The following is a 4,227-nucleotide window of genomic DNA, read 5'->3' as shown; positions in this document are numbered from 1 at the left end:
GGTCCGTCTCGTGCTCCATACGGCCGCTTATTGGCTGATGCTGACCGTGCGCGACGCCATTCCCAAAGTCCGGGAATTGGCCGCTGCCGAGTTCGCGACGCTGCGTCTTCGTCTCTTGAAAATCGCAGCCCGGGTCGTCGAAACCGCGAGCCGCATTCGCCTTGCGTTTGCCGCGGCATGTCCCGAAGCCGACCTGATCCGCTGCTTGCCCGGCGCGCTGCTCCCGCTCGGTCCTTGACCGGCGGGGCGTCCGCCCCCGTTCGCCCAACCTATACCTCAAGCGCGTTGCAAAGTACGGGTCGTCAGGCGGTGAAAAGCCGAAGGCAATCCTGTGCGCCTCGTCAGAGCAGATGTGCGGCCACATCAATCGGACTAAAAAACCGCAATCTCACGAATAGGACGGGCTAGGTTTCGTGGTTAAGGGGCCGTCTAAACACAATGAGACCCGCGCGGGTCTCCCCGGCGGGTCTCTCAAAGCCGTGTCGCCTACGGCTCCCTAGTCGTTCTCAAGGCATTGATGCGGGTTCGGTCGTCGAAACGTACACGACGCTTTTGCGTTGCCGGGCGGGTACGAAGGCCGCCGTCAGAACGAGATCGGGTCTCGGATCAAAGCTCGATCAGGTTGCGACATGAGAAAGGGTTTACTTCTTCATGACTGTGCTCCAAGTCAGTTGCGGAAGTCGTTCCGCCTCAACGGCGATGGCTTACAGTAGCGATTAGGAGGCCCGTGACATGCCCATTCGAGTAGCCCTCATTGCCACCGCCCTGCTCGCCGCAACTGCCTCTGCGCACGCGGCGCAGCGATTGGAAGTCGGCCAGTCTGGCGTCCTTCACACGACCGCCCTGGCCTGCCCGACGCTCGATGGCATGCGCGCCGTGTTGCAGACTGCGAAGGCTGACTTTGAAGCTGGGGTTGCGAAGGGCGCGGCCGAAGGATGCAAGTCGTTCGGCAAGGGCACGGAGGTCTTCGTGGTCGAAGTGCCGAACGCGGTGCTTGCCTGCGTTCGGCCGAAGGGAGAGAAGGCCTGCGTCTGGACGGCGCAGGATCGTTTTCACGCGACCGACTAGGCACCGGGCCGAAAGTTGTACGCGAGCGCCGCCGACCCGAGGTTTACGGCGAGCGCCGTACCCACCACGTTGATCGCGCGATCCGGCGTCTGCGTTCCGCGCGTCCCGATCTGCGTGTTGTTCGAGCCGCTGGCGAACGTAGCGGAAGACGAGCGCCGGGCATAGGCGGCTCCGAACGTGACGTTCGCCAACGACCCAGCACTGAGCAGTCGCAGGCCCACGTTGGTGGTAACTGCGGGGTCGAATGACTTCGCCGTCAACGCCACGTTCGCAAGCTGCCCGTTGATCGACGCATCTGCGTCGCGAGTCACGATGCAGAGGTCCGCGCTCGTATCGCTATCGCCACGGTCGAGGATCAGATGATAGGGCTGGCGACCGCCCGCTTCCGGCGGTCCAACAAGCTCGCCCGACTTGAACACGCGAGCGTAGCGCCATTGCGTGACAGACGGGATCGTGTAGGTCTGCATCTCATTGACGTTGTACGGGGCCGCCGTGTTCGGCGTGCTGCCGGACGAGTGATAGAACCCGTCCGTCACAATCTTGAGCACGTTACCGCTGGCAATAAGACCTTCCGGCGCTTGCGCGCTATCCAGAAGCCAACGATTGACGAGTTGATCCTTGGCGATGTCCCAGGCGAGCAAGATGCCCGGCGAGCCGTTCGCGCCAGCGGAGAGCCAGAGATAGCCGCCGGTCCCCCGCGACGGGTCAACGCAGATATGATCGATAGGGCCGCCCCAGCCGTTGTTGAAGTCGGCGTATTGGAGCAGCGTGCCGTTCATCGTCACGCACCACACGTCGCCGCTGGCGGCGTCGCTGACCCAAAGCGCCTGCCGGGCGTTGTCCCACGCAAGCGCGTTTACCACGAAGGGCAGCACAAGCGGACTGCGCGGGACAGAGCCGTCGCGATTCACAAAACGGACGCTGTTGTCGGCGCCGCCGACGTAAGCCAAGCAACGCAATGCGCCTGCCGTGACGAACGCGACGCCCTGCAACCCGCCGATGCCTTGCACGGTCTGGACTTGAGATACCAGCGTCGATCCGTCACCCGATAGTCGCACGATGCTGATGGGGAGCGACACGCCGCCCGAGCCGCCGCGACTTGCCCCGAAGTTGCCGACCCAAATGTCGGTGCTATCGGGGTCTTGGCAGAGACCCGTACAGGTGAACCCCTTCCCGGCTTCACCGCCGGGAAGGTCGGGCATCGCCTGCTTAGCACCAACAGCCAAGGACGCGCCGTTCGAGAAGGCGTGGGGGATAGCCGCTCCGGTGCCGCCGGTAAGCCACGAGAACTTCGACACGTCCTCAGAATAGGACATGAAGTTCGGCGGCAGGGCCCCCCCTGCGAGCGGGTATGACAACCCGATACCGAACCCGAGCCGCATTAGATTGCCCCTTCCAGGCCCGTCGCGGTCGCAGCCGTGACGTGCGTGGCCCAAATAGTGCGCGTTTCACCGGCGGCGAAGTTCATCACGCGGCTCGCGCCACCGCGCTTCAGCGTGACGGTCACGGTGCCAGCGGTGTTCGCGCGGATCGCTCGGATCGGCTGCGCAAGCGGAGCGGCACCCGGCACAATAGGCACCCAATCGATTGCGGGACCATCGAAGGGAACGGCAAAGGGATTCTCACGGGACATTGGCTAATTCCTTCTCTGTAAATTCAGAGACATCAAAGCCCGTTGCACACCGCAGCGCGAGATCGGTTCAGTAGCCCATATTCCAGTCTTCGTCGGGCTCGACGGACTCAATGAAGTGATCGTAAAGCCAGCGCGGCCACGGCACCTTCGAGGCCCAGCCGCCCTTCAGGATGGACTTGCCGAGGCGACTTGAAATCGTCTCGTCATGCCATCCGCCAAGCAGCGCGTTCGCAAGCTGGTCGATGGCGATCACGATGTTCCAGGCGTATGCGCCGACCTGCTTCACGCGGTTACTTGCCTTGCGTCAAGAGGAACTGATCGAAGCGCTCGCCGATGCGATCCAACGCGCCAACCAACCGCTCTTCGATCCGGTCGAGCAGTTGGACGGTCGCGTACTCGGTGGCGACCTTCTCGCGGAAGTGCGCGAGATCGCGTTCGGTCGCAGCGGCAAGACGCTGTGCTTCGGCGGCTGCGGCCTTCGCCTCATTGGCGATGGCCTGCCCGGCCTTCGCTGACGCTTCGTTCTTCGCGTGCGCCACCGCATTGCGGATAAGGAGCGCGATGATCGCGCCAGCGCCAGTTCCGAGCAGGCCGATGAACCATTCGGGGATCGTGATCATTTGACTTGGGCCTTCAGGCGCACGTTGCGCACGTTACTGCGGGAAATGCGGAGCCGCTTGTTTGCTTCCTTGCGCGCCGACTCTTCGAGCTTCCACGCCACTCGCGCGTCCATGCCGGGCACCACCTTCGGCGCGGGCACTTCGTCGAGAACGAGAGTCGACTCGTGAGGAACGGCGAACTCGGGCGACGGCCTAACGCTTTCGGTGGTCTTGCACGCCGCCAGCGAAATCGTCAGGAGTGAGCAGGCAAGCAGCGTTCGGGCGACCCTTGAGGCGTTTTTCATATTCATCGATTTGGTCCTGAGCTTCTTGGGCGCGCTGCGCCGCTTCGTCACGTTGCTTCACTGCGGTCTCGGCGGCGTCGAAGACCATGTCGAGGCTCTCGCGCTGCCCGGTGATCACACCGTCGCGGACCGAGATCGCCTCACGCAATACCTTGGCTTCGACTCTGCCATCCGCGAAGCGGTAGCCGACAAGGAACGCCTGCGCAGAGAGGAAGACGTAGACAAGAGCCGCCGCCACGCTCGCGTAAGGCGCAATGAAACTGAGCTTGCTGATGATCGGGAAGTGGCCGACGATCATGCAGACGAAGACGAGAGCCGCGAGCGTAATGATCACGACGTCGGAGGCGGCGATCTGCCAAAGCAGATCGCCGAGCCCGAGCTTGTCGTTCAAGCTCACAAAGAACTGCCTGATCACTTCTTTTCCATCCAAATCCAGAGTGCGAGGCCGATCAGGATGAAGGTGCCCAGGGCGACGATGACCTTCCAATCCTGAAGCACACCCAGGAAGGACGTTGTGTTTCGGCATGGAATAAGGACCCCGTTTTCGGGGTGATCGGCATCCAATCGGGACCCCGGGATAAGGGTCCACAGTGGCTTCCATCGAGTCATGGAAGCCGAGGTT

General features: G+C 62.7%; 7 protein-coding genes and 1 pseudogene. 2 read left to right on the top strand and 6 right to left on the bottom strand.

All coding sequences use genetic code 11. The features are described from left to right. Together QJT78_RS49205 and QJT78_RS49200 are read left to right on the top strand one after the other, a co-directional pair. Positions 1-238, top strand: a 238-nt coding sequence (locus QJT78_RS49205; protein WP_281460783.1) for a transposase, incomplete at its 5' end; no start/stop codon positions are given. A gap of 494 nt (positions 239-732) precedes the next feature. Further along, entirely contained in the window at positions 733-1,068 is a 336-nt protein-coding gene (locus QJT78_RS49200; protein ID WP_157790193.1) for a hypothetical protein, read from the top strand. Here QJT78_RS49200 and QJT78_RS49195 read toward each other — a convergent pair. The 6 genes and pseudogenes from QJT78_RS49195 to QJT78_RS49170 all read right to left on the bottom strand — a co-directional run. Further along, positions 1,065-2,384, bottom strand: a complete 1,320-nt coding sequence (locus tag QJT78_RS49195) for a hypothetical protein (RefSeq protein WP_038945781.1) — start codon at positions 2,382-2,384, stop codon at positions 1,065-1,067. The genes QJT78_RS49200 and QJT78_RS49195 overlap by 4 nt on opposite strands. 65 nt (positions 2,385-2,449) lie before the next feature. Then, positions 2,450-2,701: a hypothetical protein gene (locus QJT78_RS49190; RefSeq protein ID WP_038945780.1), complete on the bottom strand. Its 252-nt coding sequence runs from the start codon at positions 2,699-2,701 to the stop codon at positions 2,450-2,452. 67 nt (positions 2,702-2,768) lie between these two features. Further along, positions 2,769-2,987: a hypothetical protein gene (locus QJT78_RS49185; RefSeq protein ID WP_038945779.1), complete on the bottom strand. Its 219-nt coding sequence runs from the start codon at positions 2,985-2,987 to the stop codon at positions 2,769-2,771. A gap of 4 nt (positions 2,988-2,991) precedes the next feature. After that, positions 2,992-3,321 carry a hypothetical protein gene (locus tag QJT78_RS49180; RefSeq protein ID WP_038945778.1) on the bottom strand — a complete coding sequence of 110 codons (330 nt, stop codon included), beginning with the start codon at positions 3,319-3,321 and terminating at the stop codon, positions 2,992-2,994. 192 nt (positions 3,322-3,513) lie between these two features. Further along, the gene (locus QJT78_RS49175) at positions 3,514-4,020 is read right to left on the bottom strand and encodes a hypothetical protein (RefSeq protein WP_038952972.1); all 507 of its coding nucleotides are present in this window, start codon (positions 4,018-4,020) and stop codon (positions 3,514-3,516) included. Next, positions 4,017-4,227: pseudogene (locus tag QJT78_RS49170) on the bottom strand (hypothetical protein); the annotation flags it as partial. The gene QJT78_RS49175 and the pseudogene QJT78_RS49170, both read right to left, overlap by 4 nt.

The sequence above is a fragment of the Bradyrhizobium sp. Mp27 genome, from assembly GCF_029953005.1.
Classification (GTDB): Bacteria; Pseudomonadota; Alphaproteobacteria; order Rhizobiales; family Xanthobacteraceae; genus Bradyrhizobium; species Bradyrhizobium barranii.
The sequence above is the reverse complement of the archived record's forward strand: the minus strand, read 5'-3'. Positions and strand labels throughout refer to the sequence as shown.